Source organism: Pseudofrankia sp. DC12 (assembly GCF_000966285.1).
Classification (GTDB): Bacteria; Actinomycetota; Actinomycetes; order Frankiales; family Frankiaceae; genus Pseudofrankia.
Genome location: NZ_KQ031391.1, coordinates 2,164,323 through 2,184,477, shown reverse-complemented (window position 1 = coordinate 2,184,477; position 20,155 = coordinate 2,164,323). Strand labels below are relative to the sequence as shown.

Here is a 20,155-nt window from a genome sequence, read left to right as displayed (position 1 = left end):
GCGGCGCGCCTGGCCGTCAGGTGTCCAGGCCGCGGGAGGTCTCGGGTGGCTCGGGCTCCCGCTGGCGCGGCGCCTTCGCGGTGCGGGGCGCGCGCCGCGGCTGTGGTGGGCTGAACAGCAGCGGACCCGGCTCGGGCGCCTCGGCGTCGGCCCGCGTGCCTGCCACCGCGAGAGGGAGCTTGCGGCCCGGCCGGTTCGCCCGGGCCGCGTGCCGCGCGGCGGTCGAGCCCGGCGGCGCGAAGCCGGGCTGCCACCGCTCCATCTCCGCGCGCAGCCCGGCCGTCGCCTCCAGCTGGCAGAGCAGGCCGATGCCGCTCATCGTGACGCGGTGGATCAGCAGGTAGGACGCCGGCAGGTTGAGCTGACGGGAGACCTGGGCCGCCGGGGAGCGCCAGTCCGCGAGCCGCAGCGCCTGTTCGCGCAGCCACGCCCGCGAGAAGGTGAACTCCTCCTCGGTGAGCGCGTCGAGCAGTGGCCCGAGGCTGGCGAGGAACTCGTGCGCGTCGATCGTCGCGTTCGCCGGGATGAAGCCCTCCCGGCGCAACCCGTCGAGCACCGCGGCGGTGGCCTTGTCCTCGGCGGCGCCCTCGTCCCCGGCGGGCGCGTCGGCCTCGACGACGGAGCCGGCGGCGTCCGGGGATGTGGCCGCGCCGTGGTGGGCCGCCAGGGCGAGCCTGGTGAGCCGGCCGATCACCTCCGGCATCCCGTCTGGCAGCTGCTTGACCGCGCCGAAGTCCAGCACGCCGAGCCGGCCGTCGGCCAGCAGCCTGAAGTTGCCCGGGTGTGGGTCGGCGTGCAGCAGCCCGGCGCGGGCCGGGCCGGACCAGAGGAACCGGCACAGCATCGCGCCGGCCCGGTCACGCCGGTCCTGCTCACCCTGCGCGATGACGTCGGCCAGCGGGGTGCCGTCGAGCCACTCGCTCACGAGCACGTGGTCGGCGGCGGCCACCGGCCACGGGATCACGATGTCGGGGTCGCCCCGGTAGGCCTCGGCAAAGGCCTGCTGCCACCGGGCCTCCAGCCGGTAGTCCAGCTCCTCGGCGACGCGGGCGCGTAGCTCCTCGATCAGCGGCTTCACGTCCAGACCGGGGGCGAGCACGCCGAACAGCCGGGCGACCCGCCCAAGCTGGGTGAGGTCGGACAGCAGGGCCGGCCCGGCCCCCGGATATTGCACCTTGACGGCGACCGAGCGCCCGTCGGACCAGACGGCCCGGTGCACCTGGCCGATGCTGGCCGCGGCGGCCGGGCTGTCGTCGAACGACCGGAACAGCGCGCGCCAGTCGGGACCGAGCTCCGCGGCCAGCACCTTGTGGATGGTCGCCGCGGGCAGCGGCGGCGCCGCCTCCTGGAGCTTCGTCAGCGCCGCACGGTACGGGCCGGCGACCTCGTCCGGCAGGGCGGCCTCGAAGACGGACAGCGCCTGGCCGAGCTTCATCGCCCCGCCCTTGAGCTCACCGAGCACCCGGAACACCTGCTCGGCCGTGCGGCGCTGGACCTCGGTGGCCACGGCCTCGGCCGGCCGGCCGCCGAGCCGGCGGCCGACGCCGAGCGTGGCCCGGCCGGCGTAGCCGATGGGCAGGGTCGCGAGCCGGGCGGTGCGGACCACGGCGCGGCGCGGTATGTCGGACACCGCTCTATCGTCGCTGCCGACGGCCGATTCCGCGCGAGCTCGGCCGGAACGGTCATCCTGGCGAGTGGGATTGGTCACTCGGTGGTCGCTGAGCAGGCCTGTGCGGTGGCGGTGCGCGCTGTTCGGCAGGGACAGTCCGGGTGCAGGCGCCAGGTGCGCCGCCGGATCCGCCAGTCGGGGGTGGCGATCTCCAGCGTTCCCCCGGCGGTGGCCGGAACGGAACGGCCGCCGGCCCAGCCTGAGCCTGGAGCCGGTAGCGCCGGCCCGGTGGGGCATGCGGCTCGGGCCGGTCCCGCGTCGACGAAGGCCAGCGCCTGTGCCGCGGCGAGCGCGCCGACGAGGGTGGCCAGCGTCACCTCGCAGGCATCCGGGCCCGGCTCGGCGCGCCGGGCCAGCTGAAGCGCGAGCAGCGGCCAGGCCGCGTCCGCCGCGAACCGGTGCAGGTGCTGGCAGTGCAGGCACGGTGTCAGCCCCGGAACGACGAGGGGGCCGACAACGCCGGTCGTCTCCCGGATGCCGGCCAGCAGGTGCGGGACCGCCCGGCGCTCCAGCTCCAGCGACTCGTCCGGCCGCAGCACGGGCAGGCCGACCGGTGCCAGCACGAGCAGGTCTGGTTGGAAGGGCGCCGCGGCGCCGGTCAGCACCGGTGGGCGGGCCACCCGGGCGAGCGCGGCCATCGTCGCGACCGCGCGCGGCCGCCCGACGTCGTCGAGACCGAGGCCGCCCGGCGCGACGTCGGCCGGGCCGGTGAGGCCCGCGTCGTCGACCACGACGCGTCCGACGCCGGCGGCCGCGAGCAGGGTGGCGATCTGTGCGCCGACTCGGCCGGCGCCCTGGACGCGGACCCGGGCGAGCCGGCGGTAGGCGAGCACCCGGCGGGCACCGTTCGGGTCGGCGGTGGCAAGCGACAACGCGGCCAGGTCGGGCCGCAGCCGGTCTCGCTCGGTGGCGCTCAGCGGTGGGAGCGCGGCCTCCCGGGTGCCGGTGGGGCCGTGGCCGGATCTGGCAGCGGGGTCGAGGCCGCCGGCGCCCTCCGGGGTGGCGTCGTCGAGCAGGCCGGCCTCGCTGAGGAGGCGGACCAGCGCGGCGGTGGCGGGGTCCCCGTCGTGGGCCAGGCGGGTCTGGGTGCGCGAGCCGTCCAGCGCCGCGAGCGCGGCGGCGTGCGCGGGCGTCACGTCGGGAAGCACGAGTGCGCGGGACGGGTCGACCCCGAGCTGCAGGGTCGACCCGTCCCGCCACAGGCGGCGCAGGCCGGGCTTGAGTACCGGGCGCAAGGGCACCTCCTCGCCTGGCCGGCGCCGCCCGGTCTAGGGCCGGGCGGCGCCGGCCAGGACCGCCGACGATGCCGGCGGCGGCCGGCGAGACCCGCTGGTCCCGCCAGCCGTGCGCGGCTCGGAGCCGCACGTTCGCACACAGAGCCAGCCCTGACACGTAGCTCGGTCACGGCCTCGCCCGGCGGCCGCTTGACACCTGTCCGGTGTTGGTCGCTGGCGCCGGACTCAGGCCCTGCCGAGGATCCGGTTGATCGTCGAGCCACAGACCGGGCAGGTCCCCCGGGCCATCCGGCGGCCGGACTCGCTGATCCGGATCTCGCCCTCGTAGCTGCGCTTCTCCTTGCACTTGACGCAGTAGCCCTCGTAGCTCGCGGTGCTGTCGGCCACGCGGTCTCCCTTCCCAGGTCCGCGCCCGGCCACGTCGGCGGGTGCGGACGCCCAAGTGATGCTCTGGACAGATGCTCGAAGACGGTCGCGCCCAGGCCTTGATGCGCCGAGGCCTTGATGCGCCGAGGCCTTGGTGCGCGCCGGGCCGCGTTGGTGAGCGTCAGCCGGCGGCCGGGCCGGGCGGGATCCCGGTCATCTGACCGGGCCGTCTCCAGCGACGCGGGCCGAGCCCGGCCACGTCGCCCACCGCCCCGAATCCGGAACCCGTCGGTCTGGCCCGGTATTCGTGCGGCTGCGGAATTCATCCTGCCCAGGCAGGCTTTGGGCGCCGTCGGCGGGCAGGCGTGAGGGGTCCTGGCCAACCGCGCGTTCGGACGGCGGTGACCGCCCGGCGCGCGAGCCTAGGGTGCGCCGTTCCCTGACGGCGCGCGGACCGCGGCCACCGCGACGGCGGAGATCGGGGGTGCGCCGACCACGCAGCGCGCGAAAAGGAAACCCCCGGTAGATCCGACCTCTCCCAGCTTCCCCTTCTGGGAGAGATCGGCTACCGGGGGTTTCTCATCGATGACGCTAAGGCGATGTGGTCGGGGCGTCAACGTTCCGAAAGCCCGCCCGAAACCGGGTGGCCAGCAGGTTGAAGCAGGTTGGCACCCGTTGACCCACAGGTGTCCGCCCCGGGACGCCCTCCGCTCGGCGATCAGCGGCTGTTTATGACCCTCTACTCGGCGGACTTGGAGCCCGGCTCGTCGGGCGGCGCTTCGCCGAGCTTCTCGATCTCCGCGATCGGGTCGAGGGTGCTCGCCGACGCGCCTGAGACGAACCCGTCCGGGTTGCTCAGGTCGTCGGCCGACGGCAGCAGGTCCGGGTGGCCCCAGACGGCGTCCCGCCCGTCGGCGCCCCGCGCGGCCCGCAGCGCCTCCCAGAGCGCCGCGGCCTCCCGCAGCCGGCGTGGCCGCAGCGACAGGCCGACCAGGGTGGCGAAGGTCTGCTCCGCCGGCCCGCCCTCCGCCCGCCGGCGGCGCACCATCTCGCGCAGCCGCGGGGCGGACGGGAGGTGCTCGGCGGCCGCGGTGTCGGTCACGTGGTCGATCCAGCCCTCGACGAGCGCGAGCGCGACCTCGAGGCGCCCGAGCGCCGCCTCCTGCTCCGGGGTGGTCGCGTCGGCGAAGACGTCCTCGCCCAGCGCCTCGGAGAGCTTCTCCGGGTCGGTCAGCATGCTCGGGTCGACCATCCGCATCATCTGACCGAGCGCCTCCTGGTCGACCGTGATGCCGCGGGCATACTCCTCGACGGTGCCGAGCAGGTGCGCGCGCAACCACGAGACATGGGCGAACAGCCGGGTCGCGGCCGCCTCCCGCAGCGCCAGATAGATCCGGATCTCCTCGGCGTCGACGCCGAGCCCCTCGCCGAAGGCGGCGATGTTCGCCGGCAGCAGCGCGGCCGTCCCGGAGGGCGCCAGCGGCAGGCCGATCTCGGTCGACGAGACGACCTCGCCGGCGAGCGTGCCGATCGCCTGGCCCACCTGGGCGCCGAACAGCATCCCGCCGACCCGGTTCATCATCTCGACGACCGGGCCGCCGGCCGCCATCAGCGCGCCGAGGTCCAGGCCCGGTGGCAGGCCGGCGGCGAGCTCCGGCGGGAGCCCACCCGCGTCGCCCAGCTGCGCCAGGCCGCCGGACAGGCCGGTCCGCATCGCCTCGACGACCCTGGCCGCGACCGGGTCGCACAGCTTCTGCCAGATCGGCAACGTCGCCTCGATCCAGCGCACCCTGGTCCAGGCCTGTGCCCGCGCCCCGCCGGCCGGCAGGGCCGTCACCGGGTCTATCCAGACGTCCGCGATCCGCAGCGCGCCGGCCGCGGCCTCCTCGTCGGCGGCCGTGACCTTCGGATCCTCGGTGCCGACCGTCCGCACCGCGATCTGTTTGGCGAGCTCCCAGTTGACCGGGCCGCCCTGCCAGGACAACAGCTTCTCGAGCTCGGCGAAGAACGGCGCGGCGCCTCCGAACGGGCCGAACGGCCCCTGGCCGCCGCCGCTGTCGCCGCCCCCGCCGGGGGTGAAGCCGAACGGAAACTGGCTACTCATCAGACCCGGACCCTCGCTACACGCTGTGCGGACTACAGACTGTGCGAACTAGACCTGTGCTGGACTACGAGCCCTACTCGACACGAGTCGTGCGGACCTGAATCCGCGGACATGTGTCCACGGTAGTCCGATCAGAAGCCGACGGCCGAGCGCGCGCCGGATACCGTCGGTAGATGGACATCTCCCTGCCGGCCCCGATGGTGCGCGCGGATGCCCGGCCGCTCGTCGTCGCCGCGCTGCGGGACTCGCCGCTGTCCGTGGATGAATGCCTTGCCGCGGTCAAGCTGCCGGAAGCGGGCGGAACCGCCCTGTTTGTTGGGACCATCCGGGACCACGACGGCGGAAGGTCCGTGGTCGAGCTGGAGTACACGGCCCACCCGTCCGCCGGACGGGAGCTGGTCGCCGTCGCCCGCGAGGTCGCGGACGGCCTCGTTCCCGCGACGGAGGCCTGGGCCGACTCGCCCGGCCAGTCGCACCGGCCCGATGACAGGCACGACCACGGGGGCCGCCAGGCCGCTCGGCTCGGCCTGCTGGCCGTGGCGGTGCACCATCGGACCGGCCTGCTGACGATCGGGGACATCGCGATCGTCGCCGCCGCGTCCGCCGCGCACCGGGCCGAGGCGTTCGTCGCCTGCAGGCAGCTCGTCGACGAGGTCAAGGCCCGGGTGCCCATCTGGAAGAGGCAACAGTTCACCGACGGCACGTCGGAATGGGTAGGCGCCTGCTGACGGGGCACTTAGGATGCAGGTGGGGCTAGGACAGAGATCCCCGTCTTTCCTACTCCCGGATCGATGGCGAGGCCGCCATGTGGGTGTTGCTCATACCGGTCGTGACGTTGCTGGTGGCGCTGCTGTGGGGCGCGCTGCGCGGCCACCCGAGGCGTGCCCGGGAAGCCGCGACGATCGAGCGTTACCGCCGGATGGTCACGGCCCTGGAGCGCCCGGTCGTCACACCCGGTACGCCGGTCGACGCCGGTACGCCGGTAGACGCCGGTACGCCGGTAGACGCGGGTGAGGCGCCAGCCGTCGGCGACGACTCGGAGAGCAGGCATCTGCGGGTACCGGACGTCCTGCGTGGGCTTCGCCGGTCCCCGACACAGCCGGGACAGCCAGGACAGCCGGCCGGACGAGCGCAGACCCGGCCGGTCGAGACTCTGGGCGCCGACCTCTCGGCGGACCGCGACCCGGTCTACCCGGGGGACCGGGACGCCCCGCGAGCCGCGGCCCAGCCGCCGGCATCCCCGGTCACGCAGCCGGACGCGGTCATTCCGGCCACCCGGGCGGTCGCCGACACCACGGTCATCGACGAGCCCGAGCGTCCGGCCCCCATTGGCCGCGAGGTCTCGGCCGCGGCCGAGGCTCCCGCCGACAGCGGCTGAACCCGGGAGCCACCGCGCGGGCACTGGTATGCCGAGAAGCGACCGGAATCGGTCGCGAGCCGGTGCCGTACATAGGATGCGGGGCATGGCGCGCCGGACTCAGACCCTGCTCGTCGCGGCCGTGCTGGCGCTGGTGCTGGGCATCGCGGGGCTGTGGCTTCCGGTGCCCTTCGTGACGCTCGCGCCCGGGCCCGTCACCGACACCCTCGGTAGCGTCAAGGGCGTGTCGTTGATCGACGTGGAGGGCCGCGCGACCTACCCGACGAGTGGCCGGCTCGAGCTGACCACTGTCGAGGAGACGCCCCGGCTGAACCTGCTCGGCGCGCTGGAGGACTGGCTCGACGACGACCGCGCGGTGGTCCCTCGGGAGCTGATCGAGCCGCCCGGCACCAGCCAGGAGGAGATCCAGCAGGAGAACACCCAGGCGATGCTGGACTCGCAGACCGAGGCCACCGTCGCCGCGCTCACCCAGCTCGGGATCAAGCCGACCGGTACCGCCGTCGTCGTCTACGCGGTCCCGTCCGGGTCACCGGCGGCCGGCAAGCTCAACTCGGGCGACGTGATCACCGAGGTCGACGGGGTGGCGGTGCACTCGCAGGACGAGCTGAAGGCCCAGATCGCCAAGGTCAAACCGGGCGAGGACGTGAAGATCGGCTATCAGCGCGGCTCCGGCGCGACCGCGCTCGCCGCCGTCACGACCAAGCCGTCGCCGGACGACGGGAACCGCCCGATCATCGGCATCACGACGACCGAGCGGCAGCTGTACCCGTTCACGGTCCGGATTCGGCTCTCGGACGTCGGCGGGCCGAGCGCCGGGCTGATGTTCGCCCTGGGCATTGTGGACAAGCTGACCCCCGGTCAGCTCACCGGCGGCCGGGTCATCGCCGGTACCGGCACGATCGACCAGACCGGCGAGGTCGGCCCGATCGGCGGCATCCAGCAGAAGATCCTCGGCGCCCGCGGCTCCGGCGCCTCGGTGTTCCTGGTCCCGTCCGGCAACTGCGCCGACGCCAGGCGGATGGCCCCGCACGGCCTCACCCTGATCAAGGTCGACACCCTGGCCAGCGCCCTCGACGCCCTCAAGAAGCTCGGCACCCCCCAGCAGGCATCGATCCCTGCCTGCTGAGGCGATCGGCCGGAAACCGGCGCTTGCGCGCCTGCGGCCGCTCCGCCTGGCTCGGGCGCTAAGCGCCCTCCCCGATGTGGTTCGCGGCCGGGGGACGACGCTGAAGCGGGCGCCTGTCCAGGGTCGGAAGCTGTGGTGCGTTCCGTATCAAAGGAACGTGGCGAACAGGCCGTCGACGAGGGCGTCGGCGACGTCGGGGTCGACGACCACCTCGGTGTCGTCGACCCGGCGGCGCAGGCAGGACGAGTAGGCACCCGAGCGGGTCACCGCGACGGCGACCCGGACGTCCTGGCGCTCGGGATGCGTGGTCGCCCAGACGTCGATCTCGTAGTCCTCGTACGGGATCTCCTCCTCGGCGCTCGGCGGCAGCAGCACCAGCTCCGTGACGAGCACGCAGCCCTCGACCTCGGCCGGCCAGCCGATCGTCGACAGCACCTGCTCCAGCGGCCCCTCGGGCAGGTCCTCCTGCTCGATCGGGGTCAGCGGCCGGGATGCCGCGTCGCCCAGATGCTCGGACAGGCTCGGGTCATAGGCCAGCAGGTCCGTGGTGTGCGCGAGCGCGTAGAGCCGGCGGGGCTGGTTCCAGCCGGCCGCGGCGACATATTCCTCGAGCTCGAGCACGACCTCGGTCAGCTCCGGGAGTCTGGGGCTCGTCACGAGGCCCATCCTCTCCGATCGCCCCAGACGCCTCACCGGGCGCCCCGGCTGCTGGCGTAGGTTGCCCTTAGAGGGTCAAAGCCGCACCGCCCGTAGACACCCGGGTGAGGCGTGCGCCGGCCCGGACACATGGGATCACCGAACGCACGGGGGCACAGTGGGCGAAAGCCCGCCGAGAGCCCACAGCCGCACGGAGGATGCACGTGGCAGCAGAGCCGTCCGCGCGAGGAGCTTCGGCGCCGGGGGGAATGGCCCGTCGGCTGATCGTGGCGCGCCTTCGCGTGATCGTGCCGCTGCTCGTCCTGCTGGTGCTGGTGATCCTGTTCGTTCTGCTCACCCCCGTCTACACGGATCTGTTGTTCTACCGGTCGGTGAACTTCAGCAAGGTCTTCACCACCGTCCTGTGGACCCGGGTGCTGTTGTTCGTGCTGTTCGGCCTGGTGATGGCCGTCGTGATCGGCACGAACCTGGTGCTGGCGTACCGGCTGCGCCCCCCGCTGCGCCCCCTCTCGGTGGAGCAGCAGAACCTCGAGCGCTACCGGTCGGCCCTGGAGCCGCACCTGGTCGCCGTGCTGCTCGGGGTGGCCGCGCTGTTCGGCCTGGCCGCGGGCCTCTCGGCGTCTGGCCGGTGGCGGACCTGGCTGCAGTGGGTCAACGGGCAGAAGTTCGGCGTCAGCGACCCGCAGTTCCACCGGGACGTCAGCTACTACGCCTTCACATATCCGTTCCAGCGGTTCCTGCTCGGATTCCTGCTTTCGGCCGTGGTGCTCTCGCTGCTGGTCACGACGATCACCCACTACCTGTTCGGCGGCATCCGGATCCAGTCGCCGCGGCACGGCGACGTGCGTATCGAGACCGAACGGGTCAGCCCGGCGGCGAAGGCGCACCTGTCCGTCCTGCTGGGCCTGCTCGCGCTGCTCAAGGCGTGGGCGTACTACCTGGACCGGTTCGGGCTGGTCTTCTCCTCGCGCGGTGTCGTCTCCACTGGCGCCGGCTACACCGACGTGCACGCGGTGCTGCCCGCCAAGCTGATCCTGCTGTTCATCTCGCTGGCCTGCGCCGGGCTGTTCATCTACAACATCTTCCAGCGCGGCTGGACGCTGCCCCTGCTCGGCGCCGGCATCCTGGTGCTGTCCGCGGTGGTGATCGGCGGCATCTATCCGGCGATCGTCCAGCAGCTCCAGGTGAAGCCGAACGAGGCGTCGCGGGAGGCGCCCTACATCGCGCGCAACATCGCCGCGACCAGGGACGCCTACGGCATCTCCAGCGTCATGCCGCAGAACTACCCGGTGGCGACCAAGCTGACCGCGACGGCCGTCGCGAGCGACCCGGGCACGGTCTCCAACGTGCGGCTGCTCGACCCGAACAAGCTGTCCAAGACGTTCAAGCAGCTCCAGCAGTTCAAGGGCTACTACGGCTTCCCGGACACCCTCGACATCGACCGGTACACGGTCGGCTCCACCACCCGGGACTACGTCGTCTCGGTGCGCGAGCTGGACCAGAGCGGGCTGGCTCCGTCGCAGAAGAACTGGATCAACGAGCACCTCACGTACACCCACGGCAAGGGTTTCGTCGCGGCCCCGGCCAACAAGGTCGAGGGCGGCAAGCCGGACTTCCAGGTCGGAGACCTGCCGCAGACCAGCCCGTTCGACATCACCGAGAACCGGGTCTACTTCGGCGAGATGTCACCGGACTACTCGATCGTCGGCACGAAGCAGCAGGAGATCGACGGGCCTGGCGCCGCGCAGGGCAGCACGACGACCACCAGCTACACGGGCGACGGTGGGGTGTCGATCGGCTCGTGGTTCGACCGGGCGGTCTTCGCGGCGCGGTTCGGCGAGAAGAACATCCTGTTCTCCTCGGACATCACCGCCCAGTCGCGGATCCTGTACGAACGCAACCCGCGGGACCGGGTCGCGAAGGTCGCGCCGTGGCTCACCCTCGACGGGGACCCGTACCCGGCGGTGGTCAACGGGCGGATCACCTGGATCCTCGACGGGTACACCACCTCCGACGGCTACCCGTACTCCGAGCGCAACGCGCTCGGCCAGGTCACCGCCGACGCGGTCAGTGGGCAGAACCGCGCGAAGCAGGGCACGGGCGACGTCAACTACATCCGCAACTCGGTGAAGGCGACCGTCGACGCGTATGACGGAACGGTCACCCTCTACGCGTTCGACGAGTCCGATCCCGTACTGAAGACCTGGATGCGGGCGTTCCCCGGCACGGTCAAGCCGGCCAAGGACATTCCGGCCGAGCTGCGGGCGCATTTCCGTTATCCAGAGGACCTGTTCAAGGCCCAGCGCGACGTGCTCGCCGACTACCACGTGACCGACCCGCGGGCCTTCTACTCGCAGGAGGACTTCTGGGACGTCTCGCCCGCTCCGGACGACCAGAACACCGACCAGCCGCCGTTCTACGTCTACAGCCAGCTCCCTGACCACAAGACGCCGTCGTTCAACCTGACCTCCCCGCTGATCTCGCGAAGATCCTCGAAGCTCGCCGCGTACGTCGCCGTCTCCAGCGACCCTGGCGACTACGGCAAGTTCACGGTGCTGCGACTGCCCCAAGGCGTGACGATCAGCGGCCCGGCGCAGATGCAGAACCAGATCGAGACGAACAGTGAGGCCGCCTCGAAGCTCACGCTCTGGCGCGGTGGCCTGTCGAACACCACGATCCAGACGATCGAGGGAAACCTGCTGACCCTGCCGGTCGCCGGCGGACTGGTGTACATCGAGCCGTACTACGTGCAGGCCAGAGGGTCGGCCGGGTACCCGACGCTGCAGGGGGTCGCCGTCGCCTTCGGCGACAACATCGCGTTGGAGGACTCGCTGGAACAGGCGCTGGACACCGTGTTCGGCCCGGGCGCGGGTAAACCGGCGGCCGGCGCCGGCAGCGGGACCGGCGCCGCGGGGGTCGATACGACTGGCACGTCGACGCAGCCGCCAGCCGGCTCCGCGACCCCGAACCCGTCGCTCACCCCCGCGCCGGGGACGACCCTGAGCCCTGACCTCGTGGCCGCGATTGGGGCCGCGCAGGCGGCCACCAAGGCCGGCCAGCAGGCTCTCGCCAAGAACCCGCCGGACTGGACCGCCTTCGGGGCCGCGCAGAGCGACCTGGCCAAGGCCCTCGCCAGCATGTCGGCGCTGAGCGGCTCCGGCACGCCCAGCCCCAGTGCGGCGCCCCCGTCCGCCACCGCCAGCCCTACGGCCAGTCCCAGGGCCAGCCCCACGACCGGCCCGTCGGGCTAGCCCTCGTCAGGTGACGTCCACGTAACGGCCAGCTCACCGCCCGCGTTTTGACAGCTCCCCAACCGCGTCTGATACGGTGTCCTTAACGACGCGGGGTGGAGCAGCTCGGTAGCTCGCTGGGCTCATAACCCAGAGGTCACAGGTTCAAATCCTGTCCCCGCTACCACATGGCGAATGGCCGGTTCCTTCTGGAACCGGCCATTCGCATTTCCGCGTTCTGAATTGCCGCGGTGCCGCTCATCAGTGGCAGGTGCACAGTCCCTCGGCGCAGTGGGAGCAGCCGGTGCCGGCGGTGTGGCAGACCGGCTTCTCCGGCGGGAGGTCGAGCATCGGGTTGCCGTCGAAGAAGCCGAACGGCTTCAGATGAAAGCCGACCCTGGTCACCGGCATGACCGGCCAGTCCTCCGGCCGTACGACGTGGTGAGCGCCGGCCGTGTACCAGAGCACGACGTCGGCGTCGGTCAGCGGCCGGTCGGCCTCGACATATCGGCTCACGCCGTCGCCGCTGACGTTCTGGGCGACGTAGTCGCCGGCGGCGTACCGCTGGGCCGGGTCGTAGGCGGTGACCCACAGCTGCTTGGTGGCGAAGCCGCCGCGCCTCGACTGCTGGGAGCCGTCGACCCACAGCGGCGCCGTGTACGCACCGGGCTCCAGCTTGTACGCCGTCGGGGCGCCCAGCCGGGAGGTCCGGTCGGCGCTGGTGATCAGCCACGAGCGCCCGTTCAGTGGGTTGCCGTCCCGCCCGCCCGCCGCCTCCGACGTGATCGCGGTCCGGACCGTCCGCCAGGCGTTCCCGTGCGGGTTCGCGGGGCCCATCGGGCCGGCCGAGCAGGAGTCGACCTCGAAGACGCTGTTCCGGTCGCCGTCGACGCGCATGTCCAGCCGGATGCTGAAGTAGTGCTCGTGGTTGGGCGCGTAGAGCCCCGGCGCGATCAGGGTGCCGTACTCCGGGTCCGAGGGCAGCTCGCAGGCACCGGTCGACAGGACGCCCGTGAGCTTGATCTCCAGCTCGATAGAGCCGTCGAGGTAGAGGTTCCAGTAGAAGCCGTACTCGTAGTTCCCCACGGTGGCGAAGAACGAGATGACCAGCCGGCGGTTGCGGCGCACCTCGCCGCGCAGGGTGCGGAAGTCGGTGTGCTTCCAGCCGACGGAGGCGTCCTCCTCGTGCATGCAGATCGCGTTGGGGATCGTCGTCGGCTCGCCGTCCTGGTCGTTGACGACGCCGTCGAAGTAGAAGATCTCGCCGAGGCAGTCGCAGCCGAGGGTGAGCGAGTTGGCCAGCCAGCCCAGGCCGTACTCGCCCATGTCGAAGACGTTCTTGTTCCAGTGCGTCGGTGCCGGGTCGCCGTACGGCACATACATCTCGGCGACCGAGGCCCGGTAGAGGACCGGGCGGGTGACCCCGGCGTCGACGTAGCCGACGTCGTGCAGCACCAGGCCCTCGCGCGGGGTGAACCCGATCCGCAGCCGCCAGTTCGCCCAGGCGACGTGGTGCCCGGTGACGGTGAAGCTCGGCCCGTCCGGCTGCGTGATCACGATCGGCCGCAGCGGCTCGCGCAGCTGGGTGAAGCCCGTGACGTTGCCCGGCTCGACGAGGAGGTCGGGCTCGTAGTTGCCGCCGAGCGGGGGCAGCGGGACGACGCCGTGGTCGATGACGTCGATGACCTCCATGGTGTCGAGGTCCACGACCGCGATCAGGCCTTCGACCGGCCGGGCGTACCCGTTGTCACGCGGCGAGCTGCGTACGAACGTGAGCGGGCGCAGGATCCGGCGTAGCGCGGGATCGTCCTCGGGGCCGGTGTGGCCGGCGGCCCACGGGTCGACCATGCAGAGGCTGAAGTCGCTGACCCCGCGCCTGCGCATGGCCGCCTGCCAGCGCGGGTCGGCGCGCACGATCTCCTCGCACACCATGAACTCCGCCTGCGTGGTCGGAGCCTGCAGGCCCTCGGCGACCCGCCACGAGACGACCAGGCCCCGGGTGAGCGAGACGACCGCCTCGTAGGTGCTGCGCGTCTTCGGATTGCGCAGCAGGATCGCGACCTGCCGGTCCCACGGGGCTGCGGGCACCCAGGCGACGACGTCCGCCTTCGGCGGCTCGGCCAGCTCGACGTAGACGAAGCGGGAGCCTTCGACGAAGACCTCGGACGCCGTCAGGATCGCGGCGGCCGCGGCCACCTCGTCGGCGTCGAGTGGCTCCAGGGGATGGCCTGAGATCGCGACCGTGTCTGCGCTGGTCATGAGGTCGGTCCCTTCGGGGCGGGGTGGCCCACGCTAGGACACGCCTGTTTGCCCGCCGCGCTCGTCGCGTTTCAACCAGGGAAAACAGGTATGGCCGCCGCGCGCCCGGGACCGAGGCCGGCGTCGCCAGAAGTCCCGGGTGGCGATCAAGGTTGGCACCCTGATTCATCGGGTAGAGTGACGTCAACACCGACGCGGGGTGGAGCAGCTCGGTAGCTCGCTGGGCTCATAACCCAGAGGTCACAGGTTCAAATCCTGTCCCCGCTACCATCTGATCAAAGGCGTTCGTCTCGTTGAGGCGGGCGCCTTTGGTCATTTGTGGAGTCTTCTAGCCGACGGACGTCGTCGCCTCCGGGCGGCCGAGGGCCGTCAGGTCACGGCCGGCGGCAATCGCCTGGGCGGCGGCCGCGAGGTCGTCGACGCCCATGGCAAGCTCATCGGCCCGGTCGGTGCTCAGGTCGAGGTGGAATCCGTACAGGCTGGAGTCGACGAGCCGGACGACCCGGGCGACCCGCTCCGGGGGTGCTCCACAACGGACCAGGTAGTCCTCCAGGGCCCGCACCCATCGGTCGTTCGCCTCGCAGACGATGGCGGCGAAGCGTTCCTGACCGATCAGCCCGGTCGCCGCCGCCTGCACGTAGATGTCCGTGCAGCGGTGGAGTGGGTCGGTCTGTAGGGCCGCCCACAGGGCGTTGACCCCCTGGCGTACGCCGGTGACACCGGGAAGCGCGTCGACGGCGTCGATCGCCCGGTCCTCCGCGCGGGTGACGACGGCCGCGACGAGCTCATCGCGGCTGCCGAAGTGGTAGATGAGCATCCGGTCGCTGGTGCCGATCGCCGCGGCGACCGGGCGCAGCGTCAGACCGATGAGGCCATGCTCGAAGACATGGTCGGTGACCTGGTCGAGCAGGTCCTCTCGTCGCCCCATGAGGCCCACATCGTAGGCGTGTCGCATCCGCGACTCTGAACGTAGCGACCGCTACGCTACACTTGTAGCGATCGCTACGTTCGGAGGAACGTCATGTACGCAGCCTTTGCCCTGCTCATCGCGGCGATTGGCAGCGAGGTCACGGCCACCGCGCTGCTCCCGCGCGCGGAAGGCTTCAAGGACCCGTTGTGGTCCGCCGTCGTGCTGGTCGGCTACGGCCTGTCGATCTGGCTGCTTGCCCGGGTGGTCCGAACCCTGTCGGTGTCCGTGACCTACGCGATCTGGGCGGGGGTCGGCACCGCGGCTGTGGCCGTGGTCGGCGTGTTCTTCCTCGGCGAGTCGATGAGCTGGATCAAGACGATCTCGCTTGCCCTGATCATCGCCGGCGTGATCGGCCTGAACCTGGTAGCCGGATAGGCGGGACGTAACCCAGGTCCTGGCCCTGGAGAAGCGTCGCCCTCCGCATTTTTCCCCTGGCCCGGTTCACGTTGGTGAGGGCGTCCAGCGCCCGAGCCGGCGGACCGGGCAGAGGCGCGGAGCGCCGTCTCTGCCCGGTCCGCCTCAGCTGGTCAGGTCCTTGGCCATGGCGTCGAGGCTTTCGAGGTAGCGGTCGACGTCGGCGTCGGTGTGCTGGACGGAGAGAGTCCACTCCTCCTCGCGGCCGGGGGCCATGAGGACGCCCCGGTTGGCGTTGTACAGCCAGGCGAGCTCGGGCAGCTCCGCGTTCTGGTGCTCCATGAACGAGGTGTAGTCCCGGATCGGGGCGTCCGTGAAGTGCACGCAGCCCTTGGACGAGATGCCGACCGTGTAGCCCGCGATGCCGTAGCGGCCCAGGATCTCGTCGCAGCCGGCGATCAGACGGTCGTTGAGCCGGTCCAGGTGGACATAGGCCTCGGGGGTGAGCACCTCGGTCAGGCTGGCGCGGGCCGCCGCCATCGACAGCGGGTTGCCGTTGTAGGTGCCGACCTGCTTGACCTTGTCGGAGGCGACCACTTCCATGATCTCGTCGGTGGCCCCGATCGCGCCGGACGGCAGACCGCCGCCGAGCGCCTTGGCCAGCGTCACCATGTCCGGGGTGACGCCGAACCGCTCGGTCGCGCCGCCGGCCGCCACACACAGGCCGGTCTTCACCTCGTCGAAGATCAGGACGATGCCGTGCCGGCGGGTGATCTCCCGGACCGCCTCCAGGTACCCGGGCTCGGGCAGGATCACGCCGAGGTTCATCATGGCGGCTTCCATGATCACGCAGGCTGGCTTGCGGCCTTCGGCGATCAGCCGCTCGATCCGGGCCTCCATCGCCGGTGCGTCGTTGAACGGCACCGGGATGGTGAGGTCGATGACCGCCTGGGGGATGCCGGCGCCGTAGCCGAGCGAGTTCATGTTGTCGGCCGGGCCGATGTCCGAGTACGGCGCGCCGATCGAGACCATCACGTAGTCGTGGTGGCCGTGGTACGAGCCGAAGATCTTGACGATGGTCTCCTGGCCGGTCACACCGCGCGCGATCCGGATCGCGTCCATCGTCGCCTCGGAGCCCGAGTTGACGTAGCGCCACTGCGGCAGCCCGAACCGTCGGGCCAGCTCCTCGCTGACGATGACCGAGTCCTCGGTCGGCATCGCGAAATGGGTGCCCAGGCCGACGCGCTCGGTAACGGCCCGGATGATCGCCGGGTGCGCGTGGCCCTGCACCATCGAGCCGAAGCCGTTGTGGAAGTCGGAGTACTCGTTGCCGTCGACGTCCCAGACTCGGGCGCCCTTCCCGTGGGTGAGGTAGATCGGCCACGGGTCGCGCGACTGGTAGGACGACGGCACCCCGCCCGTCATCGTGCGCATCGCGCGCTCGTGCAGCGCGCCGGAGCCGGGCGTGGCCGCGGCCAGCCGTGCCTCCTCCTGCTCGGCCAGCCTGGCGATCCTCCCGGCGGGCGCCGCCGCCTCGACCGTCGTGGATTCGGTTGCAGCCGTGGTCGTTTCAGCCGTGGTCACGGTAGCCCTCCAAGACCCGCGTTGAGCAGTCTCAACGCTGAAAGCGTAGCCGATCGGACGGCTCTACGAGGGAATCCGCAGGAACTACCCGATATGACTGCCGCATCGTGGCGGTCACGGCAAGGTCATACGATTGCAACCGCCATCGCGCCGTGGGTCACCGTCCCAGGACGTACCGACTCCGATGGCCACAGTGCGGGGCCGGCCGGCGGCCGGACGCGCGGGCGAGGAGGAACCCGGTGCAGACACGCAAGGCGCCAGGTGGCCGCGCGTTGGCCGAACCGCTGCTGGACGACGTCAACAAGGCGATCATCGAACAGCTCCAGCAGGATGGCCGGCGGTCGTACGCCGCGATGGCCGCGGCGGTGGGACTGTCCGAGGCCGCGGTCCGCCAGCGGGTGCAGCGCCTCCTGGACGCCGGCATCATGCAGATCGTCGCGGTGACCGACCCGTTGCGGGTCGGGTTCAAGCGCCAGGCGATGATCGGCGTCCGCGTGACGGGCGACACCCGGGTGGTCGCCGACGCGCTGGCCGTGCTGCCGGAGGTCGACTACGTCGTCATCACGGCTGGGTCGTTCGACCTGTTGCTGGAGATCGTCGCCGAGGACGACGAACACCTGATCTCGCTGGTCAACGACCACATTCGCGCGCTCCCGCAGGTTCGCGAGACGGAGACCTTCGTCTATCTGCGCCTGGTCAAGCAGACCTACACCTGGGGCGTCCGCTAGCCGACGCCCGGAGGGCGCCGGCCTAGCGGACGCCGGTGGCGACTGGTGGCCGGACGCCGTGGGGTGTCCGGCCACCAGTCGCCAGTCGGGCGCTGAGCGCCCTCCCACGTTTGTTGCCAGCTGGCGTGGATGTTCGTGGTCGGCCTCCAGCGGAGGTCGGGTTCTTTGGTCGCGTTGGCGGGCCTGGTCCAGGGCGTCTGGTTGCGTCGGATCTGCTGGTGGCTGGATCGCCGTTTCGGTCGCGGGTCAGGGCCTCGATTTGGGGACGCATCGGGAAAAGGTTCACGTGAAACAACTGATGCACAACCAGTGGATCGGCTTGGGAGTCCGACTGGGGTAGGGCGGCCGGACCAGGCCTGGCTCGCCCAGGGATGGATGGGACGGCCCATGGCACTGGTCGAGCGTGACCCGTCGGACAGGACACTCGTCACCCACGTCGGCGGTGCGGAGATCACCGTCAGGCCGGAAGCGCCGGCCGGCGCCGGGGAGGCGCCGATCGTGTTGCTTCGGCTGGTGTCGCCGATGTTCGACACGTTCGCCGTCGCGTACCTGGCGCCGATCGAGGCCGCGGCGCTCGCGCGCGCCCTGCTGGCCGCCGCCGAGGCCGCCGACGGCCGCCCCGGCGGCGGTGCCGCCCATGGCTGGAGGAACCGGCCGTCCCACTAGATCCCTCCTGCGCCCAGCCTTCCCCGGTCGGGGCGAGTTGGCTCAGTGGCCGGTGAGCAGCTCCAGCGCCTTGCCGAGGTGGGAGGGGCGGCCCGTGCGGTTCTCGCGTGCGTCGGTCGCGGCGGCGCCCATCCGGCCCGCGTTGATGCCCAGCCAGCGCAGCGGCTCCGGCTCCCACTGCCGCGGGGTCCGGTTGACCCAGGGCAGCTTGGTGTTCGGAGTCTCGTGCCCGGCGATCAGTTCGGCGAGGGTCCGGCCGGCCAGCGCCGCCGCGGCGACGCCGTCGCCGACGTAGCCGCCGCCGCTGCCCAGACCGGTCGTCGGGTCGAAGCGCACGGTCGGGGTCCAGTCGCGCGGCACGCCGAGCGGGCCGCCCCAGCGGTGGGTGATCTCGGCTCGCGCGGCGGCCGGGAACAGCGTGCCGAGCGTCTGGCGCAGGTGCTCGAAGACGGTGTCCTCGCGGTCGTAGGCCGGCTTGATCCGGGAGCCGAGGTGGTACGGCGCGCCCCGGCCCCCGAGCACGATGCGCCCGTCGGCGGTGCGCTGGGCGTAGATGATCAGATGCCGGTTGTCGTTGAGGGTGAACCGCTCCCGCCAGCCGATCTCGTCCCAGACGGCGGCCGGCAGCGGCTCGGTGGCGATGATCAGCGAGTAGAGCGGGGCGATCTCGCGGGAGCAGCCGGGCAGCTCTGGCGTCCAGGCCTCCGTCGCGCGGATCACCGCGTCGGCGCGGACCGTGCCGCCCGCGAGGTCGACCCGTCCGGCCGAGATCCGGCGCGCGGCGGACTCCTCGTAGATCGAGACGCCGCGCCGCTCGGCCGCCTCGGCGAGGCCGCGGACCAGCTTGGCCGGGGACAAGGCTGCGCAGTCCGGGTCGAAGGTGCCACCGAGCGCGCCGGCGACGCGCACCCGGGCCGCGACGGCAGACGCGTCCAGCCAGCCGTCACCGGCGTCGGTCCGCAGGCGGGCCGCCTGGGCCGGCGTGGTCGCCAGGCGCAGGTAGCCTGCCTTGGCGAAGTCGCAGTCGATGCCCTCCGCGGCGGTGGTCAGGCCGACCTCGTCGATGGTCGCCGCGAGCGCCGGTCGCATCGCTTCGGCCAGCGACGCGACCGGGAACAGCGCCGAGCACCAGCCCCCGTTGCGGCCGGAGGCGCCGAACCCGGCGACCTCGCGCTCGACCACCACGATCCGCTTGTCCGGCGCGAGCCCGGCAAGATGGTAGGCCGTCCACAGCCCAGTGAAGCCGGCGCCGACGATGCACACGTCCGCGCTGACCGTGCCCGCCAGCGCGGGGCGCGCGGTCACCGGTGTGGCGAGCTGGTCGGTCCAGAGCGAGGCCACGAGGCCCGCCGAGGGCGGCGTCTTGCGGCCGGGCAGCAGCCCGGCCGTGCGGCGGAGGAACCGGCTCGCGTCAGCCACGGTGGCTGCCTACCCTTCGTAGCGATACACGCACCGGCTCTCATCCAGCCTGTCGCCGAACGGGGTGCGTCATCTGTGCCTGATTCTCGTCGTCGCCTCGTCCCGCCCGAGGGCTGGGCCGCCGCCGGATCACTGCCGGCGCTCCGCTGCGCCCGGCATCCGGCGGCTCCGCGTCGGCCCGGCGGGGCGCGGCTCCGGAGATCCCTCCGGTGAGATACCTCCACAAGCACGGTATCCGTGCTCTAGTCTGCCTTAGACCGCCGACTTCGACCGTACTACCCCGGTTTGGAGACGGCATCCGTATGTCTGGCGCAGGTCGGGCGTGTTTCGTGAACCGGGATGTGGCAGGTCCGCCGGGCCGGCGTGGGACCGTCGTGACGAACAGCGCGGCGGGTGTCACAACAGGCGTG

General features: G+C 71.9%; 16 protein-coding genes and 2 tRNA genes. 9 read left to right on the top strand and 9 right to left on the bottom strand.

Annotated elements, in window-relative coordinates; genetic code table 11:
* Positions 1 to 16 precede the first annotated feature (16 nt).
* From FRADC12_RS08810 to FRADC12_RS08800, 4 genes are all read right to left on the bottom strand, one after another.
* Positions 17 to 1,630, bottom strand: a complete 1,614-nt coding sequence (locus FRADC12_RS08810; protein ID WP_045876297.1) for an ABC1 kinase family protein — start codon at positions 1,628 to 1,630, stop codon at positions 17 to 19.
* A 74-nt stretch (positions 1,631 to 1,704) separates the two neighbouring features.
* Positions 1,705 to 2,904 carry a thiamine biosynthesis protein ThiF gene (locus FRADC12_RS08805; RefSeq protein ID WP_045876296.1) on the bottom strand — a complete coding sequence of 400 codons (1,200 nt, stop codon included), beginning with the start codon at positions 2,902 to 2,904 and terminating at the stop codon, positions 1,705 to 1,707.
* 225 nt (positions 2,905 to 3,129) lie between these two features.
* A complete protein-coding gene (locus FRADC12_RS32100) occupies positions 3,130 to 3,291 on the bottom strand; it encodes a DUF5679 domain-containing protein (protein ID WP_198152834.1) in 162 nt (53 codons plus the stop codon).
* 718 nt (positions 3,292 to 4,009) lie between these two features.
* Complete coding sequence (locus FRADC12_RS08800) at positions 4,010 to 5,374, bottom strand: zinc-dependent metalloprotease (protein WP_045876295.1); 1,365 nt, start codon at positions 5,372 to 5,374, stop codon at positions 4,010 to 4,012.
* Positions 5,375 to 5,547: 173 nt separating this feature from the next.
* On the opposite strand from FRADC12_RS08800, the gene FRADC12_RS08795 reads away from it, so the two are divergent.
* The 3 genes from FRADC12_RS08795 to FRADC12_RS08785 all read left to right on the top strand — a co-directional run bounded on the left by FRADC12_RS08795 (position 5,548) and on the right by FRADC12_RS08785 (position 7,878).
* Positions 5,548 to 6,102 carry a molybdenum cofactor biosynthesis protein MoaE gene (locus tag FRADC12_RS08795; protein ID WP_084010528.1) on the top strand — a complete coding sequence of 185 codons (555 nt, stop codon included), beginning with the start codon at positions 5,548 to 5,550 and terminating at the stop codon, positions 6,100 to 6,102.
* A 77-nt stretch (positions 6,103 to 6,179) separates the two neighbouring features.
* Positions 6,180 to 6,752, top strand: a complete 573-nt coding sequence (locus FRADC12_RS32095; protein WP_045876294.1) for a hypothetical protein — start codon at positions 6,180 to 6,182, stop codon at positions 6,750 to 6,752.
* Positions 6,753 to 6,837: 85 nt separating this feature from the next.
* On the top strand, positions 6,838 to 7,878 hold the full coding sequence (locus tag FRADC12_RS08785; protein WP_045876293.1) for a YlbL family protein: 1,041 nt from the start codon (positions 6,838 to 6,840) through the stop codon (positions 7,876 to 7,878).
* A 147-nt stretch (positions 7,879 to 8,025) separates the two neighbouring features.
* On the opposite strand, the gene FRADC12_RS08780 is transcribed toward FRADC12_RS08785, so the two are convergent.
* Positions 8,026 to 8,535 (bottom strand): PPA1309 family protein, encoded by a 510-nt coding sequence (locus FRADC12_RS08780; protein ID WP_045879281.1) that lies wholly within the window; start codon positions 8,533 to 8,535, stop codon positions 8,026 to 8,028.
* Positions 8,536 to 8,783: 248 nt separating this feature from the next.
* Here FRADC12_RS08780 and FRADC12_RS08775 point away from each other — a divergent pair, with 248 nt between their 5' ends.
* On the top strand, positions 8,784 to 11,786 hold the full coding sequence (locus FRADC12_RS08775) for a UPF0182 family membrane protein (RefSeq protein WP_045876292.1): 3,003 nt from the start codon (positions 8,784 to 8,786) through the stop codon (positions 11,784 to 11,786).
* A gap of 89 nt (positions 11,787 to 11,875) precedes the next feature.
* Positions 11,876 to 11,952: transfer RNA gene (locus FRADC12_RS08770), tRNA-Met, on the top strand.
* A gap of 74 nt (positions 11,953 to 12,026) precedes the next feature.
* Here FRADC12_RS08770 and FRADC12_RS08765 read toward each other — a convergent pair.
* Entirely contained in the window at positions 12,027 to 14,024 is a 1,998-nt protein-coding gene (locus FRADC12_RS08765; protein WP_045876291.1) for a primary-amine oxidase, read from the bottom strand.
* A gap of 193 nt (positions 14,025 to 14,217) precedes the next feature.
* Between FRADC12_RS08765 and FRADC12_RS08760 the strand changes: the two genes are divergently transcribed.
* Positions 14,218 to 14,294, top strand: a tRNA-Met gene (locus FRADC12_RS08760).
* A 58-nt stretch (positions 14,295 to 14,352) separates the two neighbouring features.
* Here the strand turns inward: FRADC12_RS08760 and FRADC12_RS08755 are convergent.
* Positions 14,353 to 14,952: a TetR/AcrR family transcriptional regulator gene (locus FRADC12_RS08755; protein ID WP_045879280.1), complete on the bottom strand. Its 600-nt coding sequence runs from the start codon at positions 14,950 to 14,952 to the stop codon at positions 14,353 to 14,355.
* A gap of 93 nt (positions 14,953 to 15,045) precedes the next feature.
* On the opposite strand from FRADC12_RS08755, the gene FRADC12_RS08750 reads away from it, so the two are divergent.
* Positions 15,046 to 15,369 carry a DMT family transporter gene (locus tag FRADC12_RS08750; protein ID WP_045876290.1) on the top strand — a complete coding sequence of 108 codons (324 nt, stop codon included), beginning with the start codon at positions 15,046 to 15,048 and terminating at the stop codon, positions 15,367 to 15,369.
* A gap of 144 nt (positions 15,370 to 15,513) precedes the next feature.
* Here FRADC12_RS08750 and FRADC12_RS08745 read toward each other — a convergent pair whose 3' ends face one another.
* Complete coding sequence (locus FRADC12_RS08745) at positions 15,514 to 16,932, bottom strand: aminotransferase class III-fold pyridoxal phosphate-dependent enzyme (protein WP_045876289.1); 1,419 nt, start codon at positions 16,930 to 16,932, stop codon at positions 15,514 to 15,516.
* 239 nt (positions 16,933 to 17,171) lie between these two features.
* Between FRADC12_RS08745 and FRADC12_RS08740 the strand changes: the two genes are divergently transcribed.
* On the top strand, positions 17,172 to 17,660 hold the full coding sequence (locus FRADC12_RS08740; protein ID WP_045876288.1) for an Lrp/AsnC family transcriptional regulator: 489 nt from the start codon (positions 17,172 to 17,174) through the stop codon (positions 17,658 to 17,660).
* Between the two features lie 387 nt (positions 17,661 to 18,047).
* Positions 18,048 to 18,326 carry a hypothetical protein gene (locus FRADC12_RS08735; protein ID WP_045876287.1) on the top strand — a complete coding sequence of 93 codons (279 nt, stop codon included), beginning with the start codon at positions 18,048 to 18,050 and terminating at the stop codon, positions 18,324 to 18,326.
* A gap of 42 nt (positions 18,327 to 18,368) precedes the next feature.
* On the opposite strand, the gene FRADC12_RS08730 is transcribed toward FRADC12_RS08735, so the two are convergent.
* Positions 18,369 to 19,745 (bottom strand): NAD(P)/FAD-dependent oxidoreductase, encoded by a 1,377-nt coding sequence (locus tag FRADC12_RS08730; protein ID WP_084010527.1) that lies wholly within the window; start codon positions 19,743 to 19,745, stop codon positions 18,369 to 18,371.
* Positions 19,746 to 20,155 lie beyond the last annotated feature (410 nt).